General features: G+C 47.4%; 23 protein-coding genes. 1 reads left to right on the top strand and 22 read right to left on the bottom strand.

What is annotated here, in order from left to right:
- Positions 1-5 precede the first annotated feature (5 nt).
- Together miaB and FJQ58_RS28005 are read right to left on the bottom strand one after the other, a co-directional pair.
- Positions 6-1,598, bottom strand: a complete 1,593-nt coding sequence (miaB, locus tag FJQ58_RS28010) for a tRNA (N6-isopentenyl adenosine(37)-C2)-methylthiotransferase MiaB (RefSeq protein WP_139998490.1) — start codon at positions 1,596-1,598, stop codon at positions 6-8.
- Positions 1,599-1,665: 67 nt separating this feature from the next.
- A complete protein-coding gene (locus FJQ58_RS28005; protein ID WP_162341805.1) occupies positions 1,666-2,271 on the bottom strand; it encodes a TetR/AcrR family transcriptional regulator in 606 nt (201 codons plus the stop codon).
- A 185-nt stretch (positions 2,272-2,456) separates the two neighbouring features.
- Between FJQ58_RS28005 and FJQ58_RS28000 the strand changes: the two genes are divergently transcribed.
- Entirely contained in the window at positions 2,457-3,950 is a 1,494-nt protein-coding gene (locus FJQ58_RS28000) for an MDR family MFS transporter (protein WP_139998486.1), read from the top strand.
- Positions 3,951-4,107: 157 nt separating this feature from the next.
- Here FJQ58_RS28000 and pduL read toward each other — a convergent pair whose 3' ends face one another.
- From pduL to sleB, 20 genes are all read right to left on the bottom strand, one after another.
- A complete protein-coding gene (gene pduL, locus FJQ58_RS27995; protein WP_139998484.1) occupies positions 4,108-4,683 on the bottom strand; it encodes a phosphate propanoyltransferase in 576 nt (191 codons plus the stop codon).
- Between the two features lie 101 nt (positions 4,684-4,784).
- The gene (locus tag FJQ58_RS27990) at positions 4,785-5,651 is read right to left on the bottom strand and encodes a 2-oxoacid:ferredoxin oxidoreductase subunit beta (protein ID WP_139998482.1); all 867 of its coding nucleotides are present in this window, start codon (positions 5,649-5,651) and stop codon (positions 4,785-4,787) included.
- On the bottom strand, positions 5,629-7,386 hold the full coding sequence (locus FJQ58_RS27985; RefSeq protein ID WP_139998480.1) for a 2-oxoacid:acceptor oxidoreductase subunit alpha: 1,758 nt from the start codon (positions 7,384-7,386) through the stop codon (positions 5,629-5,631). The genes FJQ58_RS27990 and FJQ58_RS27985 overlap by 23 nt, the downstream gene beginning before the upstream one ends.
- 182 nt (positions 7,387-7,568) lie before the next feature.
- A complete protein-coding gene (locus FJQ58_RS27980; protein ID WP_238404370.1) occupies positions 7,569-8,510 on the bottom strand; it encodes a dipeptidase in 942 nt (313 codons plus the stop codon).
- Between the two features lie 114 nt (positions 8,511-8,624).
- On the bottom strand, positions 8,625-8,885 hold the full coding sequence (locus FJQ58_RS27975; RefSeq protein ID WP_006036664.1) for a stage V sporulation protein S: 261 nt from the start codon (positions 8,883-8,885) through the stop codon (positions 8,625-8,627).
- 137 nt (positions 8,886-9,022) lie between these two features.
- Positions 9,023-9,817, bottom strand: a complete 795-nt coding sequence (locus FJQ58_RS27970) for a TIGR00282 family metallophosphoesterase (protein ID WP_139998477.1) — start codon at positions 9,815-9,817, stop codon at positions 9,023-9,025.
- A 90-nt stretch (positions 9,818-9,907) separates the two neighbouring features.
- The gene (gene rny / locus FJQ58_RS27965; RefSeq protein WP_139998475.1) at positions 9,908-11,452 is read right to left on the bottom strand and encodes a ribonuclease Y; all 1,545 of its coding nucleotides are present in this window, start codon (positions 11,450-11,452) and stop codon (positions 9,908-9,910) included.
- Positions 11,453-11,633: 181 nt separating this feature from the next.
- On the bottom strand, positions 11,634-12,338 hold the full coding sequence (locus tag FJQ58_RS27960) for a RecX family transcriptional regulator (RefSeq protein WP_238404369.1): 705 nt from the start codon (positions 12,336-12,338) through the stop codon (positions 11,634-11,636).
- 79 nt (positions 12,339-12,417) lie between these two features.
- Positions 12,418-13,470, bottom strand: a complete 1,053-nt coding sequence (gene recA, locus FJQ58_RS27955; protein WP_139998473.1) for a recombinase RecA — start codon at positions 13,468-13,470, stop codon at positions 12,418-12,420.
- 268 nt (positions 13,471-13,738) lie between these two features.
- The gene (locus tag FJQ58_RS27950) at positions 13,739-14,989 is read right to left on the bottom strand and encodes a competence/damage-inducible protein A (protein ID WP_139998471.1); all 1,251 of its coding nucleotides are present in this window, start codon (positions 14,987-14,989) and stop codon (positions 13,739-13,741) included.
- A gap of 90 nt (positions 14,990-15,079) precedes the next feature.
- A complete protein-coding gene (gene pgsA, locus FJQ58_RS27945) occupies positions 15,080-15,655 on the bottom strand; it encodes a CDP-diacylglycerol--glycerol-3-phosphate 3-phosphatidyltransferase (protein WP_139998469.1) in 576 nt (191 codons plus the stop codon).
- Positions 15,652-15,795, bottom strand: a complete 144-nt coding sequence (locus FJQ58_RS32460) for a hypothetical protein (RefSeq protein ID WP_162341803.1) — start codon at positions 15,793-15,795, stop codon at positions 15,652-15,654. Before FJQ58_RS32460 ends, pgsA begins: the two co-directional genes overlap by 4 nt.
- A gap of 156 nt (positions 15,796-15,951) precedes the next feature.
- Complete coding sequence (locus FJQ58_RS27940; protein ID WP_139998467.1) at positions 15,952-16,446, bottom strand: YajQ family cyclic di-GMP-binding protein; 495 nt, start codon at positions 16,444-16,446, stop codon at positions 15,952-15,954.
- 30 nt (positions 16,447-16,476) lie between these two features.
- Complete coding sequence (locus FJQ58_RS27935; RefSeq protein ID WP_139998465.1) at positions 16,477-17,400, bottom strand: helix-turn-helix domain-containing protein; 924 nt, start codon at positions 17,398-17,400, stop codon at positions 16,477-16,479.
- An 18-nt stretch (positions 17,401-17,418) separates the two neighbouring features.
- On the bottom strand, positions 17,419-18,186 hold the full coding sequence (locus tag FJQ58_RS27930) for a DUF3388 domain-containing protein (protein WP_139998463.1): 768 nt from the start codon (positions 18,184-18,186) through the stop codon (positions 17,419-17,421).
- A gap of 183 nt (positions 18,187-18,369) precedes the next feature.
- The gene (locus tag FJQ58_RS27925; protein ID WP_139998461.1) at positions 18,370-18,621 is read right to left on the bottom strand and encodes a DUF3243 domain-containing protein; all 252 of its coding nucleotides are present in this window, start codon (positions 18,619-18,621) and stop codon (positions 18,370-18,372) included.
- A 107-nt stretch (positions 18,622-18,728) separates the two neighbouring features.
- Positions 18,729-19,475 (bottom strand): elongation factor P 5-aminopentanone reductase, encoded by a 747-nt coding sequence (gene ymfI, locus FJQ58_RS27920; protein ID WP_139998459.1) that lies wholly within the window; start codon positions 19,473-19,475, stop codon positions 18,729-18,731.
- Positions 19,472-20,758, bottom strand: a complete 1,287-nt coding sequence (gene yfmH / locus FJQ58_RS27915; protein WP_139998457.1) for an EF-P 5-aminopentanol modification-associated protein YfmH — start codon at positions 20,756-20,758, stop codon at positions 19,472-19,474. The genes ymfI and yfmH overlap by 4 nt, the downstream gene beginning before the upstream one ends.
- A gap of 3 nt (positions 20,759-20,761) precedes the next feature.
- Positions 20,762-22,054, bottom strand: coding sequence for an EF-P 5-aminopentanol modification-associated protein YfmF (gene yfmF / locus FJQ58_RS27910; protein WP_140000150.1), 1,293 nt, complete (start codon positions 22,052-22,054; stop codon positions 20,762-20,764).
- Positions 22,055-22,184: 130 nt separating this feature from the next.
- Complete coding sequence (sleB, locus tag FJQ58_RS27905; protein ID WP_139998456.1) at positions 22,185-22,973, bottom strand: spore cortex-lytic enzyme; 789 nt, start codon at positions 22,971-22,973, stop codon at positions 22,185-22,187.
- Positions 22,974-23,022: the final 49 nt, after the last annotated feature.

Below are 23,022 nucleotides of genomic sequence, written 5' to 3'. Positions count from 1 at the left end.
TCCCGTTAGCTAACGGCTTCTTGAGTATTCTCTTCAATTGATTCCGCTTTGATATACCATGTTTGGGCTTCGGTTACCTTAGCCATGATAAACTGGCCGATCCATTCCTTAGGCCCTTCCAAATGGACAAGCTTATTCGTACGCGTACGCCCGGATAGGACATTCGCGTTGTTTTTGCTCTCGCCCTCAATGAGGACCTCTACGATCTGCCCGCACAGCTGCTCGTTCTTCTCTCTAGCATTAGCTGCAAGCTGTGCGTTCAAACGCTGGAGTCGTGCCTTCTTCACTTCAAGCGGCACGTTGTCCTCCATCCCAGCCGCAGGCGTGCCCTCGCGCGGAGAATAAAGGAACGTATACGCGGAATCAAAGCCGACTTCCTTGACAAGCGTCATCGTATCCTCGAACTGCTCATCCGTTTCACCTGGGAAACCTACGATGATATCGGAAGTCAGCATTGCATTCGGAATCGCTATTTTTATTTTGTCTACAAGCTCAAGATACATCTCCCGCGAATATTTGCGGCTCATCCGTTTCAATATTTCAGTGCTGCCGGACTGAACAGGCAAATGAATATGCTCTACAAGATTGCCGCCAGTTCCTAGCACCTCGATCAAATGATCATCAAAGTCGCGCGGATGGCTCGTCATAAAGCGAACTCTCGGTATATCGATTTTGGACATATCCTGCATTAAATCGCCAAACCGGTATTGGATATCCTCAAAATCCTTGCCGTACGCGTTGACGTTTTGGCCTAGGAGCGTAATTTCTTTGAAACCCTTTCTTGCCAGCTCGCGAACCTCGGCAATGACATCCTCGGGCCGCCTGCTGCGTTCTTTGCCCCTAGTGTACGGCACGATGCAGTACGTGCAGAACTTATCGCAGCCGTACATAATATTAACCCAGGCACGCATACCTTCGCGTTTCTTGGGCATATTTTCAATGATATCGCCTTCCTTGGACCATACCTCAACGACTAGTTCCTTGCTGAAGTAAGCATTTTGCAGCAAGAAGGGGAGTCGATGGATATTATGCGTTCCGAAGATCATATCAACGAAAGCGTGCTTTTGCAAAATCCGGCCAACAACCGATTCTTCCTGCGACATGCAGCCGCAGACGCCAAGAAGCAGATCAGGTTTCTCGGTTTTGAGCGTCTTGAGATGCCCTAGCTCACCAAACACCTTGTCCTCCGCGTTCTCGCGAATGGCACATGTATTAAGCAAAATGACGTCTGCAAGCTGCCGATCGTCCGTAGCCGTGTAACCCATTTCCTCGAACATGCCCTTCATCACTTCAGTATCATGTTCGTTCATTTGGCAGCCGTACGTTTGGATCAAATAATGCTTGCCGATCCCCATCGTCCGCAGCTCATCCGGAATCGAAAAATCATAATGCACCTCGATATCCTCTTTGCCGCGTTTCTTCTCATCCTTATGGCTTGGAGCAGCATTTATATTGACGATCCTTCCTTTAATGCGGTAGGTCGTTGAATTCTCATCCTGGTCAATTACTTTAGCGTCGCTGAAATCGAAATATTTAGAATAATCCTTAAGCTGGCCTTGCTTCGTATCCGTAGCGAGCTGCTTACTTTCCTTCGTCAATGCCGATTCACTTCCTTATGGGTGCAAATAGTTGCTGTTCATATAGCCCAATTCAGTATTATACCAGTTAACGGAATAAAGGGTCAATAAAGGTCGAGCAAAATCGGTCCTGAATGTCCTCGCAGGTATACCCCATCACATAGCGCAATTGCCTGTACGTATGCGGTGATTGCACCGATATAAAGGAATGCGCTGTGTAGACCGGATCAATCGAGTGAATCTGGCCTGTCTCGAGAGCCTCATTCAATAGTCTGCAAATGGTTGCATGCAAATACAGATAAGGCGGCGATTGAAAAAAATCAGCCTTGTGGTCTTCCGGCTTGTTAAACGACTGCACGACGCCCAGCCATTTGAACTGTTTGTCAATAAAAACGATAATTTTGCGCATAACCATGTTCAACCGCTCTTGTACTGGCAGTTGTACGTTTGTATTCATATATTCATCGATCTCATTGATGAAAAGATCAAAGTTCTCTTTCATCATATCCATGCACAAGTCACCTTTATTTGAATACCGCCGATATAGCGTGCCTTGTCCGATTCCAACCGATTTGGCGATTTGGTGCATGCTGACCGATTCTACCCCATGCTCCGAAAACAAGTGATTTGCCGTATGCAAAATCGCTTTGCTCAGTTCTTGTTTCGTTCTGCCCTGTTCTGGTACAGTCATCATTCCTATCTCCTCTTTCCGCATTCGCAAATGAACGATTGACAATTTGCCTAATCGTCATTATTATTCAGTAGTGCGGACAATTGTCCGCACATAGAAGCGGTCATCTTTTCATTGTAGCCTGACAGGTCACAGAAGGTCAACAATTGGAAAGAAAAGACCCCTATATAGGGATGGGAGGATTTGAAATGGCTTCAGCTTCACAAAAAGCAGCACCCAAAGGCGATCCGATGTCGATCCGGAACATTATTGCTCCGCTCATCGCCATCATCGTCGGTATGTTTATGGTCATTCTCGACGGCACGGCAATGAATGTCGCAATGCCTGGTTTAATGGCTGATTTCAAAAGTCCGATGTCACTCGTTCAATGGACGATTACTGGCTATGCGCTGGCACAAGCGGCTGTAATCCCGCTCGCGGGATGGATGTCCGACCGATTCGGAGCCAAACAAGTCTTCTTGTTCTCCATTATCATGTTTACCCTTGGTTCAGCCCTGTGCGCTCTGGCAAGTACTGCTGAACAGCTAATTGTATTCCGTATCATTCAAGGTCTCGGCGGAGGCATGGTTGCTCCGATTGCAATGGCCTTCACATTCAGGCTTAGCCCTCCAGGCAAGCAAGGTGCCGTGATGGGCATGATCGGAATCCCGATGCTGCTCGCTCCTGCTCTTGGACCTGTAGTTGCAGGCTGGCTTGTTGATTATGTATCCTGGCATTGGATTTTCATTATCAATCTTCCTATTGGCGTCGTTGCCGTCATTATCGGTCTTCGTACGCTGCCAATCATAGAGCGCAAGCGCGTGCCGTCCCTCGACTTCCTTGGCATGATCTTTGCTCCGCTTGCCTTTGCCATGCTGGCTTATGGCGTTAGCTCTGCCGGCGGCGGCGAAGGCGGCGCAGGAAACGGCTGGACATCACCCGAAGCCTTAACGGGAATGATTGTTGGCGGCGTAGCTCTGATTGTATTCATCATCGTTGAGCTTAGCCGCAAGGAACCATTGCTTGAGCTGCGCGTTTTCAAATCAAGCAATTTTACCCGCGGCATTATACTGCAATGGATTGTCCAAATTGCATTGTTCGGCACGCTGTTTCTGATTCCGATCTTCTTGCAAATCGCAAAAGGCTACACCGCATTCAATACTGGTCTGATTTTGCTGCCACAAGCACTCGCTGCCGGCATCTTTATGCCGATCGGAGGCAAGCTATTTGACCGCTTCGGTGCGCGCCCAGTCGTTATTTCTGGATTAACCATTGTCACCATCGCAGGCTTCATCCTTAGCCAAATTTCAGCGGATACAACACTATTGACGCTTATGATTCCGCTCGCTATGCTAGGCGCAGGTATGGGCTTGTCAATGATGCCGCTGAATACGCATATTATGCAGTCCGCTCCAAGAGAGCTTGTTAGCCGCGTAACTTCGCTAACGGCTGCCGCACAGCAGGTTATGACTTCCTTTGCTATTGCAGGCTTGTCAACGATACTGGCGAGCAGAATGGAGCATTACGGAACGAACGCCCCAGGACCGAATGTTGTATATTCCTCCTATGGCGATACCTTCTTCATTCTTGCTGTCATTTCCATCGTAGGCATCATTGTTGGCTTGCTTCTTCGCAGACCTAAACAGGAACAAGGAACAAACCCAGATGAAAAACCAGAAATGTCCATGATGATGGGACACTAACTGCTTTTTCTTCCTATCGATATGCCAAGGTGAGACGGTTATTGCCGCCCTTTGGTCCGAGGCGTGTTTGGTTCTTATATAAAAAAACTGCTTCCTGGTCGTCATTGACGAACCCCTAGGAAGCAGTTTTTTTTACCTCATTGTAGTTTAATCAACACTAGTCGATAATTTCGGCTTTATCTCCGTTTTTCACGCCTGCAGCATTGGCCTCGTCGGTATCGATATGCATATCAAGCGCATATTGCTCTGATACGCGCGCAACAACATTTTCGAACACCACGCCGCGCTCTCCTGCAAAACGAACACGAAGCGACTGCTTGTCCGAAATTCCGAATCGCTCTGCATCGCTTGTATGAAAGTGAATATGACGGGCAGCAACGATAACGCCCTCTTCAATCGTAACCTCTCCAGCTGGGCCCTGCAGCATGATGCCAGCTGATCCTTTCGTATCCCCCGATTCCCGAACGGGCGGGTTAACGCCTAAAGCAAATGCGTCTGTACGCGATACTTCCAGTTGCGTCTGCTTCCTAGCAGGTCCAAGAATTCTCACCTTTGCGAAGGTTCCCTTGGGACCGACCACTGCCACCGTTTCGTTCGCCGCATATTGCCCCGGTTGTGAGAGTGGTTTCATCTCCGTTAACTCATATCCTTTGCCGAACAACAGCTCGACATGCTCTTGTGATAAGTGAATGTGTCTTGCCGATACGCCAATTGTAACTTCCTTATGTATCATGTTGTCACTCTCCTGCTATGAAGTAATTACTCTGTTGAACCTGCTGAACAAGCCCAGATGAAAAAACATACGGCCGCAAGGCCGTATGCTTATCATACCATTTATTTAAATTCGGCAACAAGCTTATCGAATTCCTCGGAGGAAATCTTAATATTTTGCTTGGCAAGTCCTTCTTGTTTGAAGCCTGTAACCAGGTCCTCATAGGATTTGCGCGTTTTGTTCTGATAGATCAGACCTGTAAGCAAGCCGTTCGTCTCCATAATCTTATTCATCGCTTGTACGCGGTTGGACGGATCGTAATCAGGGAATTGCTCCAAATTCACGATGTTTTCTTTGAACCAGTCGTACGTATTGATTTTATTGAAGGTAACACACGGGCTAAATACGTTGATGAGTGAGAAGCCTTCATGATTGATGCCCTCTTCAATCAACTTCGTCAATTGCTTCAAATCGCTTGAGAACGACTGGGCAACAAACGTAGCGCCTGCTGACAAAGCGATTTCAAGCGGTGACAGCGTCGTCTCGATGGAACCCTCCGGCGTCGATTTTGTTTTGAAGCCTTCAGCGCTGCGCGGAGAAGTCTGACCTTTGGTTAAGCCATAGATTTGGTTATCCATTACGATATAGGTCACGTTCAGGTTACGGCGAATCGCATGCACCGTATGTCCCATGCCGATAGCGAATCCATCGCCGTCGCCGCCTGATGCGATAACCGTAAGCTCACGGTTTGCAAGCTTAACGCCTTGCGCGATCGGAAGCACGCGTCCATGGATACCATGGAAACCATAAGCATTAATATAGCCTGAGATCCGGCCTGAGCAGCCGATTCCCGAGATCACAGCCAAGTTTTCAGGCTCCAGCCCTACATTTGCCGCTGCGCGCTGAATGGCTGCTTGGATGGAGAAATCACCGCAGCCCGGGCACCAGTTCGGCTTTACATTATTTCTAAACTCTTTGAATGTTGCCATCTAGACTCAACTCCTTACATGCTTTGTGAACGTCGGAAGGCAGAAACGGATTGCCGTCATATTTGAGCAAGCTTTCGATTTTTTCGGCGAAACCTGCATTCATTTTAATTTGGCCAGCCAGCTGTCCGGTCGCATTGTTCTCGATGACGATCACTTTTTTTGCATTTTGCAAGTAAGGAAGCAGAGGCTTCGTCGGGAACGGGTGAATCTGGCGGATCGTAATATGGTTTGTCGTTATGCCGTCTTGCGAGAGCAAAGTTCTAGCCTCATCGATGGTGCCACCCGTGGAGCCCATTCCGATAATAAGCAGCTCAGGCGTTTCGTGTGGGGCATCGACGCGGATGGCATCACGGATATACATATTGTCCAGCTTGCCAAGACGCTTATCCATCATATTCTGACGGTTTAAAGCATTTTCGGACGGACGACCTGTCTCGTCATGCTCAACGCCTGTAACGTGGTGCAGACCGCCCTTCTCGCCCGGCAGCACGCGCGGGGAGACGCCATCTTCTGTCAGTTCGTAGCGTTTAAACAAATCATGGCCTTCAAGCGCAGGAACATCCTGAACGAGCTTGCCGCGTTTGATTTCAATTTTGTCGTAATCGAGCTGATCGCAGGATTGCTTGCCAAGCGACAGCTGCAGATCCGTCATCAGAATGACCGGGACCTGATATTGCTCCGCAAGGTTAAACGATTCGATCGTATCATAGAAGCAATCCTCGATCGATGCCGGAGCGATAACAATTTTCGGAATTTCGCCATGCGTCCCGTAAACCATGGCATTGAGGTCAGATTGCTCCTGCTTGGTTGGCAAACCTGTCGAAGGACCGCCACGCTGGGTATTGACGATGACGAGCGGAGTTTCCGTCATGCCTGCAAGGCCGATAGCTTCCATCATGAGGGCAAGGCCAGGGCCTGCCGATGCAGTCATCGTGCGCACACCCGCATAATTGGCGCCAATCGCCATCGTAACGGCTGCAATTTCATCCTCGGTTTGGACGACCGTACCGCCGAACTTAGGAAGCTTCTTGATTAAATATTCCATAATCTCTGATGCCGGTGTAATCGGATAAGCCGCCATCAAGCGGCAGCCGGCAGCGATGGAACCAAGTCCAATGGCTTCGTTTCCGATCATGAACAGCTTTTGCTGTCCGTCCGCCTCATCAAGCTTGAACTCATCAAGCGGTCCTCCGGCTTGCTCGAGTACAAATTCAGCTCCGCGTTTTACCGCCTCGATGTTTTTCTCTACAATGGCTGCGCCTTTGCGACCAAATTCCTCTTCCACTGCTTTATTGAATACTTCCAGCGGCAAGCCAAGAAGCGCCCAAGAAGCACCTGAGGCAACCATGTTTTTCATTAGTGAGGTGCCTAGCTCCTCCGCCATCTTCGTAATCGGCACTGCGAACAATCTTGCATCTATGCCGTCTGGAATTGTAGGGTTGAACTTGGCATCCGCAACGATGACCCCGCCTAAGCGCAGTTCCTTCGCGTTCAAGTCGATGCTTTCTTGGTCAAACGCCACAAGAATATCCAAATCATCCGAAATCGCACGGATCGGTTGTGTGCTTATCCGAATTTTATTATTGGTATGTCCACCCTTGATCCTTGAAGAAAAATGCCGATAACCATATAAATAATAGCCCAAGCGATTAAGCGCCGTGGAAAAGATTCGGTCCGTACTCTCGACGCCTTCCCCTTGTTGTCCCCCGATCTTCCAAGACAATTGACTAATCAAAATGCCCAACTCCTCTTTTTCTAGAACGTGCTAATAATCATTATCAATAAATTATTATATCGTATAAGTCATAACAGTCACAACAAGTTTAAAGCGCAATCACATAAAAATCAAGATGTAAACGCTTAATGAAAACATAATTTGTTTCGATTGATTCCATACCGCAAACAGATGGGACAACGCTAAGCATTTGGAAGGCTATTTTTAAGGAATCGAAGGGCATTTCCTGACATAAAATGTTCCGTTTGCGTACTGGAATACCTTTTGAGCAGAGCATCCTGAAGGGAAACAAGCTCCCCGGGGTGCGTTAACCCTTTAATGTAGCGATCGATACCGTCGAAATCAGAACCGAGCATAATATGGTTTTCTCCGCCGAGCTCGCATATATGCTCAATATGGCGCAGCAGATCGTCCACTCCAACCACTTCCGCTTGTGACACGAACCAAGGGACAAAGGTGATACCGACTAAACCTTGCTTTGCAATGATTTCCTTAATTTGCGCATTTGTCAAATTACGAGGATGATCGCAAATGGCTCTGGCATTGGAATGCGAAGCAAGGAAAGGCCTGGCCGAAAGTTCAGCGACGTCCCAAAACGCACGTTCAGATAAATGTGACACATCTATTAAAATTTCCAGTTGATTGCATTCTTCAACAAACGTTCTGCCTTTAGCCGTTAAACCGCCGCCTCGCGGCTCCATCGCGCCATCAGCTGCCCAATTCGCATGATTCCAAGTGAGACCGGCAGCTCGAATGCCAAGCTGCTGCATGATTCGCAGCATCGACATTTGTCCCTGAAGGCCGTCAACGCCTTCAAGCGATAATAGCGCTCCTATTTTCCCGTTGTTTAGGCAAAAATCCAGATCCTGGACCGTCTTCACCCATTTCATATCCTCACAAGTCAGGATTAACTGATGAAACCTGTCCACACTCTCTAGAATAGGCTCTAACCGTCCATTTAACAATTGGGGAATGTAGATCGCAAAGGTTTGCAGAACCGTGCCAGCTGCCTTCAGGCGCTCGTATGTAACATCCAAACTTTCCAGCTTGCCTGCGCGAAACGTTAATTGCTCATCCATCAATAACTTGCAAAGCACATCGCAATGAAAATCTACCACGTTCACAGTATCGCCTCCATCACAGGCTTGGTTCATAGCAAAAAAACCTGTCTACGTCGTAAACAGGCGAAACGTTTCATTTAATCCAATTGGCTTGCTGCTTAACGCCGCTTGGACTTGCTACCGAGGCTCAACAATCAATTTGATTGCTGTCCGGTCCTCCCCGTCAATCACAATGTCTGTAAAAGCTGGAATACAAATTAGATCCACCCCGCTGGGTGCGACAAATCCTCGAGCGATTGCAACTGCTTTAATCGCTTGATTCAACGCGCCAGCTCCAATGGCTTGCAGTTCCGCACCACCACGTTCACGAAGAACGCCAGCTAGCGCACCTGCAACGGAATTTGGATTGGATTTTGCTGAAACTTTTAATACATCCATAAAAAGAACCTCCCCTTGGACTGTTGGATGGATTCCACTTTTAAATAGTATTCGAGGGAGATTAAAAAATTCCTGCTTTTATTGCATCTATTAACAAACTGTTCAGAATTGTCGGAACTTTTCAAAGATTCGGCTCATTACATGAGCAGCCATTCATCTTCTGTCAGCCGAATCTTTTCAATTTTGCGTGCTAGTCCCGTTGCATCATCGATTTGTACCGAAATCGCATGCAAATGCCATTTTCCTTCATCTACCACAAACCTAACCGGCAGCTGTGTAATAAATTTGTGAAGCACTGCCGTCCGTTCCATCCCGAGTACGCCTTCTTTTGGCCCGACCATGCCCACATCCGTTATGTAAGCCGTGCCTCCAGGCAAAATCGTATCATCATTGGTTTGAACATGAGTATGCGTGCCTAGAACGATCGACGCTCTGCCATCCAAATGCCAGCCCATAGCAATTTTTTCGGAGGTCGCTTCCGCATGGAAATCAACAAGGATGTTGCTTGTCATCTCTTGCGCTTCTTCAATCAACTCATCCGCCTTGCGGAATGGGCAGTCGATCGGCGGTAAAAAGGTGCGGCCCTGCAAGTTGATAATGGCAAGCTGCTTGCCTCCTGCTTTAATCAATGCCATGCCTTGACCAGGAGCGCCTTCCGCATAGTTGGCTGGACGAACAAGACGCGGCTCGTCATCGATCCATTCGAAAATATCTTTATTATCCCACGTATGGTTACCCATGGTTATGCCATGGATTCCCCATTCGAAAAATTCCTTGGCTATGGTGGCTGTTATTCCGCGGCCAGCTGCAGCATTCTCTCCATTTGCAATAATAATATGAGGATTATATTTGCTTTTTAATGCGGGCAGTACACGCTTCAAAGCGCTTCTTCCTACATTTCCCACGATATCACCGATAAATAATACATTCATGTCGATACACTTCCTTTTTTTGTGCGCCTGCAAACAGAAAAGTGGCTAACAAGCAGCCACTTTTCTGTAAAGCTAATATTTGTTTGTGTTTTATTTCGCATATTCAACCGCGCGTGTTTCTCGAATAACCGTAACTTTAATATGTCCTGGGTAGTCGAGCTCGCTTTCGATTTTTTTCGTAATATCACGTGCAAGGCGGAAAGCTTCAGTATCATCGATTTTTTCTGGCTGCACCATGACGCGCACTTCGCGGCCAGCTTGAATCGCGTACGATTTTTCAACACCTTCAAACGATTCAGAGATATCTTCAAGCTTCTCCAGTCGTTTAATATACGTTTCAAGCGTTTCACGACGAGCTCCTGGACGCGCTGCTGACAAGGCATCAGCTGCTCCTACGAGCATCGCGATAACAGAAGTGGCTTCCGTATCGCCGTGATGGGAAGCAATACTGTTAATAACAACAGGATGCTCCTTGTATTTCTTAGCAAGCTCAACGCCGATCTCAACGTGTGAGCCTTCCACTTCGTGGTCTAGCGCCTTACCGATATCATGCAGCAATCCTGCGCGCCTTGCCAAAGTTACATCCTGGCCAAGCTCTGCTGCCATCAATCCAGTCAAATAAGCAACTTCCATGGAGTGCTTCAATACATTCTGGCCATAACTTGTACGATATTTCAATCGACCTAAAATCTTGATTAAATCCGGATGCAAGCTGTGAACGCCAACCTCGAAAGTTGCTTGCTCACCGTATTCACGGATGCGCTCGTCCACTTCCTTACGGGATTTTTCAACCATTTCTTCAATTCTTGCAGGGTGGATACGACCGTCAGCCACAAGCTTTTCTAAAGAAGTGCGGGCAATTTCGCGTCTTATCGGGTCGAAACCAGATAAAATGACCGCTTCCGGTGTATCGTCAATAATAAGATCGATACCAGTCAATGTTTCCAAAGCACGGATATTTCGGCCTTCACGCCCAATGATACGGCCCTTCATTTCCTCATTTGGCAAAGTAACAACGGAAACCGTTGTCTCAGCCACATGATCAGCCGCACAGCGCTGGATCGCAAGTGATATAATATCACGGGCTTTCTTATCGGCCTCTTCTTTCGCTTGCTGCTCGATCTCTTTAATCATTTGTGCTGTCTCATGTCGTACTTCCTGCTCAACATTGGATAAAATGATCGATTTTGCATCTTCCGTTGTCAGACTCGATATCCGCTCCAATTCACTAAGCTGCTGCTTGTAAATGGAATCGATCTGCTCTTGCGTCTCTTCGATCCGTTTTTCTTTATTGGCAACAGTTTCTTCTTTGCGTTCTAGCGCTTCTAACTTTTTATCCAGCGACTCCTCTTTTTGGAGCAAACGTCTTTCCTGACGTTGAGCTTCGTTGCGTCGTTCACGAATGTCTCTCTCGGCTTCGGAACGAAGTTTGTGGACTTCATCTTTTGCCTCTAGCACGGTTTCTTTCTTCTGGGCCTCTGCTTCTTTTTTCGCATTTTCAACGATTACGATAGCAGCTTGCTCAGCGCTTGAAATTTTAGCCTCGGCAATCGACTTTCGAATAAAATAACCAATCCCAAAGAAAATTGCGCCAACAAAGAGACAGATCAAGATCCAAATGACCTCACTAGGCATCTTGTTCACCTCCTTGTTGCATACACCAAGGCATTGCTTGGGATGATATTAGGTTTTCAACCGGCTTCAAACCGTTTCAACATTTACTAATTTGACGAAAATAATCGTTTTGAATCAACTTTTGGAAGGAAAATTGATTCAAGATTGAAGGAATACAACCTCATTTTATCTTTTCATAAAATCAATTGTCAAGCAAAAGCCCATCATCTTCCTCGAATGCTTCCTCTTCCCCAGTCAGATCGATCGACTTGATCGCTTCCTTCACGATATCACTCGAGAACCCTCTGCGCATTAAATAGCCTATGAGCTTGCGCTTTCGCTCGAACGGTTCGCCTTTTATGGAACGCCATTTCTTCTCGGCAGCCTTCTTCGCTGACAACATTTCAACCTCGTGGTCCAAAGCATCTGTCGCTTCGGCTGCGGCTTCTTTCGACACGCCTCGCATTTGCAGCTCCTGCTTGATGAAGCGACGCCCCTTGGAGCTGTTCTTCAGCCTGCTTGTTGCAAATTGACGTGCATATTGTTCATCATCCACAATATGTTCTCTTTCTAAACGGTCTAGCGCATATTGAATATTGTCAGGTTCAAACAATTTGCGATTCAAATACTGCTCAATTTGTTTTCTTGTTCTTGGTTTTGGCCCTAAATAGGCTATGGCAAGCACGTAGGCTCGGTATCTTTCGTCTTCCGTACGTATTTCTTCGATTTGAACCTCCGTTAAGACTTGCCCTTTCGTCAGCCGAAACCGTACGAGCATATCCTCATGCACGGATAGCGTCGGTTCTTCTGACTCAGCAAAAAGATGGTATAACTTCCGTTCCTTCTTGTCCTGACGAACAGATAAGATCATCCATTCTTCCGCATTGCTTGACTCGCTGTGGGGCACACCTTACATCCTCTCTAAACACAGCTTCGCCGTCCCTAGCAGGACGGCGAAGCATCGGCAGATATACTATTAGACCGCTTTATTCCAAATCTTCGAATTCCTCGTCGTCTTCTTCCTCAGCCTTGAAGTTAGCCTGAGTTGCAGATGCAGACAGATTGCTAGCATCGCGAATTTGTTTCTCGATTACCTCGGCAACATCCTTATGATCCTTTAAGTATTGCTTGGCGTTCTCACGGCCTTGGCCAAGACGCTCGCCGTTATAAGAGAACCATGCACCGCTCTTCTGTACGATGTCCAGCTCGACGCCGATATCCACAAGCGTACCTTCTCTGGAGATACCTTCGCCGTACATAATATCGATCTCTGCTTGCTTGAAAGGAGGAGCCACTTTATTCTTAACAACTTTGATACGGGTACGGTTACCGACCATATCGTTGCCTTGCTTCAGTGTCTCGATCCGACGCACATCAAGACGCACGCTGGAATAGAACTTCAATGCGCGGCCGCCTGGCGTAGTCTCAGGGTTACCGAACATTACGCCTACCTTCTCGCGCAATTGGTTGATGAATACCGCAATGGTCTTCGATTTGCTGATTGCTCCTGAGAGTTTACGCAAAGCTTGTGACATCAACCGCGCTTGAAGACCCACGTGGGAGTCTCCCATGTCGCCTTCAATTTCCGCTTTCGGTACAAGGGCAGCAACGGAGTCAATGACAACGATATCTACCGCACCGCTACGTACAAGAGCTTCAGCGATTTCCAAAGCTTGCTCTCCCGTATCCGGCTGCGAAAGCAACAATTCATCAATGTTGACGCCAAGCTTGCTGGCGTAAAGAGGATCTAGTGCATGCTCCGCATCGATGAAGGCAGCTTGTCCGCCAATTCGTTGAACTTCAGCAATCGCATGAAGCGCAACCGTCGTTTTACCAGAAGATTCCGGTCCGTATATTTCAATAACGCGTCCACGCGGAAAACCGCCTATTCCCAATGCAATATCTAGAGCAAGCGAACCGCTAGGCACGGTTTCTACCTGCATGTGTGTGGATTCTCCCAATTTCATGATGGAGCCTTTACCAAATTGCTTCTCAATTTGACGCAAAGCCATTTCTAGTGCAGCGCGACGATCCGACAAGAAACTCACATCCTTCTTTGTTTATAATGTAATGATACCTTTTTTATGACGGGTTGACAAGCATTTTTTCGAACATACATTCGCCTTTTCGCTTCGCCCCCTCAAATGGACATAAAAAAACCGCAGCAAAGTATTCTTCGCCACGGTTCTTCCGATAACTAATTTTAATTATAGCCGCCTGTCCCGCAATTGACAAACATTATTTCTGTCGCATTCAGCAACTCCCAACAGCGCCAACCTCATGCTGTCGCCTAGCTCACTCTCGCTCTTAGCGTGCCTGCAACGCTAACCATAAACGGTAAAAAGCAGATTTAACCGCTCGCAGCCTGATCATGTTTCTGCCGCCGCTAAGATTCAGCGTATGTACGACCGTAGGCTTGCCTCTCTCCGCAAGGCCCATGTAAACAAGACCGACAGGCTTGCCCTCGGATTCCGCCGGACCTGCAACGCCAGTCAGCGAAATGCCGAAATCCGCATTGCAAATATCACGCACCCGTTCTGCCATCAACGCAGCAGTAGTGTCGCTAATCGCTCCCGGCGCACCTTCTCCTTCCAGCTGCGTTAACGGAATGCTAAGCAAATGATGCTTCATATGATTGGTGTAGGTAATTACCCCTCCTACATACTCTCCACTGCTCCCAGGAACGCTTGTAACAAGTTCCCCTAACAAACCCCCGCTTAAGCTCTCCGCGCTTGCCAGCTTGCGCCCAGAGGCTCTGAGCAGGTGGATAACCGCTTCCTCGATGGGAATATCCTGCTGCGAGTACATAAATTCGCCGACTCTCTCGCTGATTTTCGCTACCGTCTCGTCAATCTTCCGATCGGCCTCCAGCATGCTTGATGCTTTGGTCGATACACGGATGGCTACCTCCCCCTCTTTGGCATAAGGGGCGATCGTAGGATCAACCTGCGCATCAATCAGATCAAGCAGCTTCGCCTCAAGGTTTGATTCGCCAATGCCGGCAAATTTCAGCAGCCGTGAGTATAGAGGTTCAGCATCCCCCAGCTCGGAACGGAGCCAGACTTCAGCAGCACCGTCCATCATCGGCTTCATCTCGCGAGGTGGGCCCGGCAGCAGCAAATAGAGCGTTCCATCCACAGATAAGCCGTTTCCAACTGCTAACCCTGTCGTATTCTCGAGCGGCTCGCCGCCCTCAATCATCAGCGCCTGACGCCGGTTGCTTTCAACCATATGGATGCCGCGCGAGCTGAACATCTGCTCGATTTGTGCCATGGAAGGCTCATGAATGAGCAGCTTGCGATTTAAATAACCTGCTAATACATCCTTGGTAAGATCATCCTGCGTAGGTCCAAGTCCCCCGGTGAATACGAGAAGATCCGCGCGGCTCCGCCCGATCTCGATAGCCTGCTGCAAACGCTCGGGGTTATCCCCAACCACCGTTTGGAAATACACATCGATGCCAAGCCCTGCAAGCTTCTGTGATAAAAACTGCGCATTTGTATTGACGATTTGACCTAGCAGCAGTTCGGTTCCGACAGCAATAATTTCCGCTTTCATCTGTTTAGTTCCTTTCTTGGTACGTGAATGCAGGCATTCCTAGCCTGATATGCAAAAGCATCTCCCCGCGGTGCGGAAAGATGCTTCGTATTATTCCACCGGAATCAAATGCTTGTTCTTCAAAAAATAATCAATGCCCGAGTATACCGTAATCGCCGCAGCTACCCAACTCGCTACCACATCGAACGGGAAATCAATGAAATTAAACGGGAAGTTGTTGATCAGCAGAGCAATGATCATTGTAATCTGGATCGCCGTCTTCCATTTGCCCCATGTGCTCGCAGCCATCACGGAACCTTCCAAGAGTGCAATTTGGCGAAGACCAGTAACTGCAAACTCGCGGCTAATGATAACGATCGCAATCAACGCATTCAGCTTGTCCATTTCCACAAGCGAAATAAGCACTGCGGCAACAAGCAGCTTATCCGCTAACGGATCTAGCAGTTTGCCAAGGTTCGTTACGATTTTGTTCTTCCGCGCGATATATCCGTCTAATCCGTCTGTGCTTGCCGCCACAATAAAGATGAGTGCCGCTGCGATTTGATTGTATGTAATGGAGAAGTCCGAAATGGTAAACGACCCCAAATCCATCTTAATTAGCAGAAAAAACATAATAACCGGCACCAAAAATATTCTGGCTAGTGTAATGCGGTTCGCCAGATTCACGCAATTCCCTCCTTAGCTAAATCGATCTCATAGGTGTGCGTAACGCGAACCCTCTGTTCGTAAGTAAAAGCTGCCGTTGCCACCACCGGCAGAGCACATAACACGCTGCCATGAGTGACTAAAATCTTGCTTTCTCTCATCTATGTATCCCCCAGATCCTTCCGTGAAGCTGTTTAATCCAGTATAATACATGCTCAATACACGTGTCAAAAGCAGCTAAACCCCAAGATTGACCTGTACTCTCATGAAAACGAAAAGCCTCGTTTCTCGGTAACCGATGAAACGAAGCCTCGTAATTATGACCGGTAATTCGTAAATTGAAGCTCAACGGGCAATTCGGCTTCTCTTAGCAGCTTCATGACCGCTTGCAAATCATCGAGGCTTTTACCCGATACACGAATTTGATCGCCTTGAATCAGGCTTTTCACCTTTAGCTTGGAATCACGAATGAGAATATTGATTTTTTTCGAAACATCCTGTTCAATGCCTTGTCTAAGCTTAATGCGCTGGCGAACCGTATTGCCTGAAGCGCCTTCTATTTTCCCGTAATCCAGGTTTTTGATCGGAACCCCGCGCTTAACCATTTTGGACAATAGAATATCAAGCACACTCTTCAGCTTGTAATCATCCTCGGAAGCGACGACTAGTTCTTCCTTCTCTAGCGCAATGGAGCTTTTGCTGCCTTTAAAATCGAAACGGGTCTCAATCTCTCTCTCCGCTTGTTTGATTGCATTGGCAAGCTCCTGCATATCCACCTTGGATACAATATCAAATGCATTTTCTGAAGCCATTTTAAAACCTCTCCTTTGTTACAAAAATCATTATTCTTGTTTTGTCGTGTCATTATTGGCAGGCGCTTCTGTAGCTCCGCCTTCCGTAGACGTATTGCCACCCGCCGGGGTAAGCAGCAGCTTCTTGGAGCCGGCACGGTCGCCGTCCGGCACAATCACGCCATTTACCGTAATTTCAGTCAGGTCCGCTCTGCCTACGTTGATATAAATCGGGCCAGTCAATTCATAGGATTCCACTACACCATCCTCGGCATTGGCGGAGTAAAGCTTTTCGCCCGTGTTGCTGCCAGAACGGACTTCAAGCCAGCTTCTTCCCCCAACAACCTTTACTTCGACCTTGTGGGAGACGCCAGCAGGACCGATATCATATTGGTCTGCCTTGCCAACTTTGCTGCCGAAGGTAACGGTTGTAGGCGCTTCAGTTGGCGGGATAGTCGCAGTCGGCTCGTTGCTTGGCGTGTTTCCGTTGCCTGTCTCTGTCCCATTTCCATTATCTACGGGCGGCTCCGACGCATCAGTAATTTTAGTCGATTCATCCAATTGTTTAGAATCCCCATTGTCTTTATTGATCACGTACACCCAAATGACAACGACAATTAGAACAAGAAAGGACCACATCACCACGTTAAAGCCAATTTTGCCAAGCCTCTCCGAAGATTGCGATTTGACCCGGCGAGGCGCCCTTACGACGAGCGGCTCCGCAATTTGCTCAACCGGCGCCGCAGGCACCTCATGCTGATACAAACGAAGCACTTCATCTGGATCGAGTCCAACCGCTTCTGAGTAATTTTTCACAAATGCCCGTACATAAAAAGGACCAGGCAAAACCGTATGGTCTCCACTTTCAATCGCTTCCAAGTACCGTTTTCTAATTTTAGTTGTTTCTTGAATATCATCAAGCGTTAATCCACGCTGGTCTCTAGCCTTGCGAAGCAATTCACCTAAATCAGACATGAGACGGCCTCCTTCCGATTAGAAATCGTCTGTATAGTGTGCAGTAAATGATTCGTACGATATTTCCTCATCTGGCGTATTGCGTAATTCAACAATAATGTCAAAATGGCTGTAATCGTAATTCGATTCTTTAATGAAAATATCCGGATGCTCGATCACTTTCGTTGACGGCATCGCCATAATTTCTTGTAGAAGACCGTAGTGCTTCTCGTTAGAGCGAATTGTGCTGACAATCCCATCGATGATAAAAATATTGTTTGGCTGCATTTCATCCTCGGATAGCTGACTTCTAACCGTCTGCCGCAGCAAGGTTGAAGAAACGAATGTCCAGCGCTTATTGGAACATACGCTGCCTGCGATAATAGATTCGGTTTTGCCCACGCGCGGCATGCCTCTTAGTCCTATAACCTGATTTCCGTCCCGTTTAAACACTTCACCCAAAAAATCGACCAAAATACCAAGCTCGTCTCTTGTAAATCGAAACGTCTTGCGGTCATCCGAATCGCGCTCGATATAACGGCCGTGACGAACGGCTAGAATATCAACAATGGTAGGCGTTCTAAGCTTGTTTACAGTAATATTATCAACCTTTTGAAGCATTTTGCCAAGCAGTTCGATTTTTTCGTCATCATCCGTCTGAAGGAGCATGCCTCGAGTCCTATCCTCAACGCCGTTAATCGTCATAATATTAACTTCGAGCATCCCTAATAATGAGGCAATATCCCCAAGCAAACCAGGTCGGTTCTTATGTATCTTGTACTCCATGTACCACTGTTTCGACTCCAAAGCTGTCACCGTCCTAAACCTTATCATATAGAAGTATGTAAATGATGGAGATACGTCATGAAACATAATTCTACAATTTCCGTCATAATCCTGCAACCCAAAAAGAAACATTGCAGAAAAGCCTCCTTATGGGAGGCTCTCCTGCTTCTGTTCATTTGACGAAACTTTTGTACGCGGAGAGAACTATGATTTTTCGACGAGCTTCACCATAAGGCAAGCGAGCGTTTTGCGCTCAGCTTCGTCGCCGGCATCCCATAGCTGCTTCAACACGCGTTCTTCCTCATTTTTCGGATCGACCTTCTCATCGAGAAAGGTTCCGATCTCGTAAGCCAAGGAAACAATGGTTTCATCCGTCATTCCGATCTTTTTCGCTTGCGATACACGCTCAGCCAAAAAATGCTTCCATGTTGCAAAATTAGAAAGGACAGTTGACATGCTCCTTCGCCTCCTAAAGGTATAGAAAAGAATCATCAACGGTCTTATGATGCGTCATTGTCTTTCTAATTATGCAGGCAGGTTGTCCGAAATGACGGCTGAGGCATTTAGGTATGCCAGCCTCCATTGGGACTTATGATTTGGCCTGTAATGTAGGAGGACTCAGGCAGCGCTAAAAAGTAAACGAGAGAAGCGATTTCTTCCGTGGAGCCGAAGCGCCCTACCGGAATTTCCTGCTGCATCGCCGCCTTTTCTTCTGCGTTGAACCCGTCCATCATCTCGGTTTCTACAGCGCCTGGGGCAACTGCATTAACCGTGACGCCTGTCGGCGCCAGCTCCCTGGCCAGCGCCTTTGTGAAAGCGTTCATGCCGCCTTTGGTTGTAGAATAAAGCACCTCGCAGGATGCACCCGACATTCCCCAAATGGAGGATACATTAATAATTCGTCCATAGCGCTGGGAGATCATATTAGGCATGAAGAGTTGCGAACACAAAAACATCCCCTTCAAATTGACTGCCATAACGTCATCCCATTCCTCTTCCGTCACGTCCATCAACATGCCGTAATGCGAAATCCCTCCGTTATTGACTAGAATATCCGGCAGCATCCGATGGCTCTCAAGCTTCTCGCGCATCCTCTCCAGCTGCTCCTTGGAGCGCAGATCCGCAGATATCGTAAGTACGTTAGCTCCCAGAGCCATGCAGGTACGAGCCGTTTCATTAGCCGTTTCGTGAGAGTGCAAGTAATGGATGACGATATTGACTCCTTCAGCCGCGAATCGTTTAGCAATGGCTGCTCCGATTCCGCGGCCTCCCCCAGTAATCAATACGGTCATCTGCTGCAGCGTCTTCATTTTGAAGGCTGTTCCACGATCGATACAGCTAATTGGTCAAAATCAAAATGTTCACGCAATCGCGCATTAATCTCATCGAGCGTACATTTCTCATAATAACCGAGCACATCGAACATATTGCTATCCCGGAACCGATATCTTGTAAATTCACCCGCAATCGCCTCTGGGGAGTTTAGCATGCGCAAGTATCCACCGATTTTTTTTCTTTTTGCTCTCTCAAAAGCGGCAGGCTCAATTCCATTTTCTAATACCGCTTCTACAGCGGATTGTATTTGTTTGATGAGCTCATCAGGATTTGGCGTATCGCCGCCAATAACCGAGAAGGCATATCCTGGGCTGGAGTTGTATTCATGGCCAAAGGAGTCGGAAATCAAATCCCTCTCGTACAGCTCCTGATAGAGTTTCGAGCTAGATCCAATTAATGACTCCAACATCAGCTTAGTCGTTATTTCCTGACGGAGAAGATCATCGCCGGTTAAACCGACTGTTTTCTCTTTGAAGCCAAGCATGCATTTCGGCAAAGAGACGGAGAGTTCAGTCACCTTACGCTTAATTTTCACCGTATCCGGTTCTTTATCAAAATAACGCTCGATAGATCCTTGCGTTTCGAATGATTTGCCGTTTTGATTTGCGCGAACAAGCTGGAATACCTCTTCCGCTTTCACGCCGCCTACAACGAACAAAATCATATTTGAAGGATGATAAAACGTTTCATAGCAGCGATAAAGCGTTTCTTTATCGATTTGCCAGATGGATTCGACCGTTCCCGCAATATCAATATGAACGGGGTGCTCATGGTACAACGCGTCAATCAGTCCGAAATAAACTCTCCAATCGGGATTATCTCGGTACATATTGATTTCTTGCTCAATGATCCCTTTTTCTTTCTCGACATTCGCATCGGTGAAATAGGGATTTTGCACAAAATTAATGAGTGTTTCCAAATTCGTGTTGATTTGCTCCGTTGCGGAAAACAAATATACCGTTCTATCGAAACTGGTGAACGCATTAGCCGATGCTCCTTGGGAAGCAAAGGTTGCAAATATGTCGCCCGTAGGCTCTTCGAACATTTTATGCTCCAAAAAATGGGCAATTCCGTCAGGCACCTTAGTTGGTTCCTGATCGCCTACGGAGAAACGGTTATCAACAGAACCGTATTTGGTTGAAAAAGTCGCATAGGTTTTGTTAAAGCCTTCCTTCGGAAGCACGATAACCTCTAGCCCATTATCAAGCACTTCACGATACAAGGTCTCCTGTACATTCGGATAGCTGAGCGTTTCCATCGGCTATGCCTCCTTTCGGTCGTGCAAGAAGTAGATCGTGTCGAGCTGCACACCTTTGGCGACTTTCACAATATCCTCAGGCGTCACAGCCTGAACCTGTTCAAGCAGCTGTTGCGCGCTCCGCTCTTTGCCAGTGAGCACGCTGTTGAAATCGTATGCAATCATTTCATAAGCGGAATCCTGCAGCTCGCGCAAGTGATTAGAGATCATTGCCTTCGTTTGGTTCATCTCAAGCTCTGACAGCTGTCCTTGGCGCATACTCTCCAACTGCTCTTCAATGATCGTTACCGCGCGCTCGTAATTGGCAAACTCAATTCCCGATTGGATAGTGCAAAGTCCTTTATGACCATCGAGACGGGAAGCAGCATAGTAAGCGAGGCTTTCCTTCTCCCTCACGTTTAGAAACAGCTTGGAGTGTGGATACCCGCCTAAAATCCCGTTGTACATTAACGCAGCTGGATATGCATCATCATCGTAGCCAACGTTCGTCCGGAGCCCTAAGTTAAGCTTGCCTTGGCTGATTTCCATTCGTTCGGTTACTTGTTTCACTTCCTGAACCGCATGATGAACATCGGGAACCTTATACGCCGAAGGTTTGCCATCTTTGAGCTTGAAGGTTTGTGTAACTAATTGTGTGACTTCCTCAAGACTCGTGTCGCCAACAACATAAAGATCCAATGCAGCAGTCTCCAACCACTGTTCGTAGTGTTCATACAATGATGTAGGAGTGATGGATTCTATATCCGAAAGCTTGCCTAACGGATGCAAACGGTACGGCTCATCTGCGCACATTTCTTCCAGGCAGCGCTCTGCCGCATAGCGAATCTTATCATTGACAATCGCTTCGAGGCGTTTCCTTAGCGTCGTTTTTTCAGCATCTACATACTTCTGTTGGAAAGCGTTGTTGTTTAATAGAGGATCAGTCACTACATCGCCCAAAAAGTGAAGCGATTCAGCCAGTAACGAAGTATTAGAAGAAACAAACTCGTCATTGATGACATCCATGCGGAATTGGACAATTTGCGAATCGCCCCTTTTATATACGTCAAAGCCAAAACCTGCGCCATATAAATCGTCTAGCTTCTCACGGAATGCAATCGTCTCCGGTAAATTCGCTGTGCCTCTTCTCAGAACGAACGGAATGAGAGCTACCGGCGTTACCGTTGCTTCATCAAGCGTAAGTCCCGCAAACAAAGATATTGCAAACGTTTTGAATCGTTTTGTAGGCAGCACATGCAAACGGATTCGCTGTAGCTGTCCTCTTTCGAATTGGGTCACTCGGTTTGCTCCTTCCATGAGCGCATTATAGAGTAAATCTATTCCAATTGGCAATTCTCTATTCCATTCTACCCTATGCCAAATGGAAGAAGCAACCGCTGCTGCGCTTGGCAGTAACGGCTGCTTCCTTTCGTAAAAAACCTTATAGTTACATACAAAATATGTGCTTGCCAATCGTTTTGATCTGCGTCCGCGTCCAGATCCATTTGGAGGTTGCGGTGTCCGGGTTGAAATAGTAAATGCAGCCGCCTGAAGGATCCCAGCCATTAATGGCATCCTCCACGGCCTCTCTGGCTTTCGCGTTTGGCGTTAGCCAAATTTGCCCGTCAGCTACCGCCGTAAAGGCGCCTGGCTGAAAGATTACACCATAGATCGTATTGGGAAAGCTTTGAGATTTCAAACGATTGATAATTACGGCTGCGACGGCCACTTGGCCTTCGTACGGTTCGCCGCGGGACTCGCCATAGACTGCATTTGCCATCATTTTCAAATCATTTTCCGTCAATCCCAGCCGATTAGATTTTGCAATGTCTGTATTATTTCCCGTTGAGCCAGCATTCTCTTTCCCGCTAGAATCGGAATTTGAAGCCGGGGGCGTAGTAGAAGCCGTTGGCTTCCATGTTTTTGTAGCTTCCCATAGCTTAAGCTTTGTCTTCGAGCCAGCCACGCCATCCGATTTCAGTCCGAATTTCCACTGAAACCACGATACGGCATTTTTCGTTGCAGCTCCAAATTTCCCATCTACATTCCCGTTAAAATAACCGAGATGCTTAAGTCTTCCTTGCAATTCATACACATCCTGACCTGATGAACCTACCGTTAAGGTAGCATTGCTGAACGTTTCTGTTGCTTCGTTATGCTCTCCCCGGAGCAAGGAAAAGGAGCCGAACAACAGCAGCACGATAATCGAGGTCAATAGTATCAAACGATTTCTCATGTTGGGATCTGCCTTTCTCATGCAAGTTAGTTCGCTTAAGGTAGCGTTA

The sequence above is a fragment of the Paenibacillus paridis genome, assembly GCF_006345825.1.
Lineage (GTDB): Bacteria > Bacillota > Bacilli > Paenibacillales > Paenibacillaceae > Pristimantibacillus > Pristimantibacillus paridis.
Note: the sequence above shows the minus strand (reverse complement) of the source record. Positions and strands in the feature narration are given on the sequence as shown.

Excerpts from the sequence above, each read along its gene's own strand:
- FJQ58_RS28005 (WP_162341805.1), bottom strand. The coding sequence starts at position 2,271 with ATGATGACTGTACCAGAACAGGGCAGAACGAAACAAGAACTGAGCAAA.
- FJQ58_RS28000 (WP_139998486.1), top strand. The coding sequence starts at position 2,457 with ATGGCTTCAGCTTCACAAAAAGCAGCACCCAAAGGCGATCCGATGTCG.
- pduL (WP_139998484.1), bottom strand. The coding sequence starts at position 4,683 with ATGATACATAAGGAAGTTACAATTGGCGTATCGGCAAGACACATTCAC.
- FJQ58_RS27990 (WP_139998482.1), bottom strand. The coding sequence starts at position 5,651 with ATGGCAACATTCAAAGAGTTTAGAAATAATGTAAAGCCGAACTGGTGC.
- FJQ58_RS27975 (WP_006036664.1), bottom strand. The coding sequence starts at position 8,885 with ATGGATGTATTAAAAGTTTCAGCAAAATCCAATCCAAATTCCGTTGCA.
- FJQ58_RS27970 (WP_139998477.1), bottom strand. The coding sequence starts at position 9,817 with ATGAATGTATTATTTATCGGTGATATCGTGGGAAATGTAGGAAGAAGC.
- rny (WP_139998475.1), bottom strand. The coding sequence starts at position 11,452 with ATGCCTAGTGAGGTCATTTGGATCTTGATCTGTCTCTTTGTTGGCGCA.
- FJQ58_RS27950 (WP_139998471.1), bottom strand. The coding sequence starts at position 14,989 with ATGAAAGCGGAAATTATTGCTGTCGGAACCGAACTGCTGCTAGGTCAA.
- FJQ58_RS32460 (WP_162341803.1), bottom strand. The coding sequence starts at position 15,795 with ATGAGAGAAAGCAAGATTTTAGTCACTCATGGCAGCGTGTTATGTGCT.
- FJQ58_RS27940 (WP_139998467.1), bottom strand. The coding sequence starts at position 16,446 with ATGGCTTCAGAAAATGCATTTGATATTGTATCCAAGGTGGATATGCAG.
- FJQ58_RS27935 (WP_139998465.1), bottom strand. The coding sequence starts at position 17,400 with ATGTCTGATTTAGGTGAATTGCTTCGCAAGGCTAGAGACCAGCGTGGA.
- FJQ58_RS27925 (WP_139998461.1), bottom strand. The coding sequence starts at position 18,621 with ATGTCAACTGTCCTTTCTAATTTTGCAACATGGAAGCATTTTTTGGCT.
- ymfI (WP_139998459.1), bottom strand. The coding sequence starts at position 19,475 with ATGAAGACGCTGCAGCAGATGACCGTATTGATTACTGGGGGAGGCCGC.
- yfmH (WP_139998457.1), bottom strand. The coding sequence starts at position 20,758 with ATGGAAACGCTCAGCTATCCGAATGTACAGGAGACCTTGTATCGTGAA.
- yfmF (WP_140000150.1), bottom strand. The coding sequence starts at position 22,054 with ATGGAAGGAGCAAACCGAGTGACCCAATTCGAAAGAGGACAGCTACAG.
- sleB (WP_139998456.1), bottom strand. The coding sequence starts at position 22,973 with ATGAGAAATCGTTTGATACTATTGACCTCGATTATCGTGCTGCTGTTG.